At 53.3% G+C, this 1106-nt stretch carries 2 protein-coding genes and 1 pseudogene; all 3 read left to right on the plus strand.

What is annotated here, in order from left to right:
• Positions 1-123 precede the first annotated feature (123 nt).
• Positions 124-393 carry a hypothetical protein gene (locus tag Q0362_RS02650; RefSeq protein ID WP_298119479.1) on the plus strand — a complete coding sequence of 90 codons (270 nt, stop codon included), beginning with the start codon at positions 124-126 and terminating at the stop codon, positions 391-393.
• Entirely contained in the window at positions 390-782 is a 393-nt protein-coding gene (locus tag Q0362_RS02655) for a PIN domain-containing protein (protein WP_298119480.1), read from the plus strand. The genes Q0362_RS02650 and Q0362_RS02655 overlap by 4 nt, the downstream gene beginning before the upstream one ends.
• Positions 783-822: 40 nt before the next feature.
• A pseudogene (locus Q0362_RS02660) lies at positions 823-1106 on the plus strand (phage tail protein); the annotation flags it as partial.

Consider the following 1106-nt stretch of genomic DNA (forward strand, 5'->3'; position numbering starts at 1 on the left):
TGTTCAGCTGGGGCTTTGAAGACCTGGACGGTCACTTGTGGGACGTGTTCTGGATGAACCCAGACCACGTGATGTAGCAAATATCTAGGTGCAACACTCTGTCTTAAGTGTTACACTTAGGTTATGCCCACTGCACGTCAGCGTCACATGATTACCGAGACCGAAGAACTTACTCGTGCTCTCGACGCTGCCGCTGCGCTCTGGCCTGCCGACAAAAACAAGCGTGCTGAACTGCTCCGCCACATCATCGACCAAGGGGTCGATGTGGTGGAGTCTCTTGCAGACAAGAAGGCAGAGAAGCGTCGGGCCGCAATTCATGTTGTTGCGGGATCCATGAACGGAATCTGGCCAGCAAATTGGCGTGAGGAACTGCGCGAAGAGTGGCCTAAGTGATTGTCCTCGATGCCAATGTTCTCATCGCAGCTTTCGATGGCTCTGACCTGCACCACGAGTGGGCAATCACATTCTTGAGGGACACTGCTGCTGAAGAGCTGATGATCTCCACTCTCACGTATGCAGAGATACTTGTTGCGCCTATTCGCGCTAATCGCTTGAAGGAATTCAGGAAGGGTATCGATTCTTTGGGTTTCATCATCGATGACATTGCCTCAGAGGATGCGGAAGATATCGCCAGGCTCAGGTCGGAATCAGGGCTCAAGATGCCTGATGTGATTGTCCTTCACACTGCACTCAAGCATGCTGCTTCACTTGCTACTGCTGACACTTCACTGACACGAAAAGCAGCTGCTCTTGGCACCACTGTATTTTCTCCCTCGATCTAGTTCAGATGCAGAGCAGTTCAAACCGTGAGAGGGTACTTAGATGAGTAATCCCGTCGACTTCGTCACCGTCTCCACCTCAGGACTTGAGTCCTCCCCTTGGGCTGACGCACTTGCTGGCCTCCGAGCCAACGAGGCCCGCTACTTCAAGAACAAGTACGACCTCGTGTTTGAGACCACTCCCGCTAGTGAAGCACCAGAGCTCGTGGACTACGTGGCCAAGGTTCTGCTCGAGCGTGACATCGTGGTCTCTTCCAAGCCACTCGAGGTCACCGAGATGATGATCGAAGCTGCAGAGGGTCTCACGCGTTGGACCTACGTGTTCTA

The sequence above is a fragment of the uncultured Aurantimicrobium sp. genome (genome assembly GCF_936931525.1).
Classification (GTDB): Bacteria; Actinomycetota; Actinomycetes; order Actinomycetales; family Microbacteriaceae; genus Aurantimicrobium.

Excerpts from the sequence above, each read along its gene's own strand:
- Q0362_RS02650 (WP_298119479.1), top strand. The coding sequence starts at position 124 with ATGCCCACTGCACGTCAGCGTCACATGATTACCGAGACCGAAGAACTT.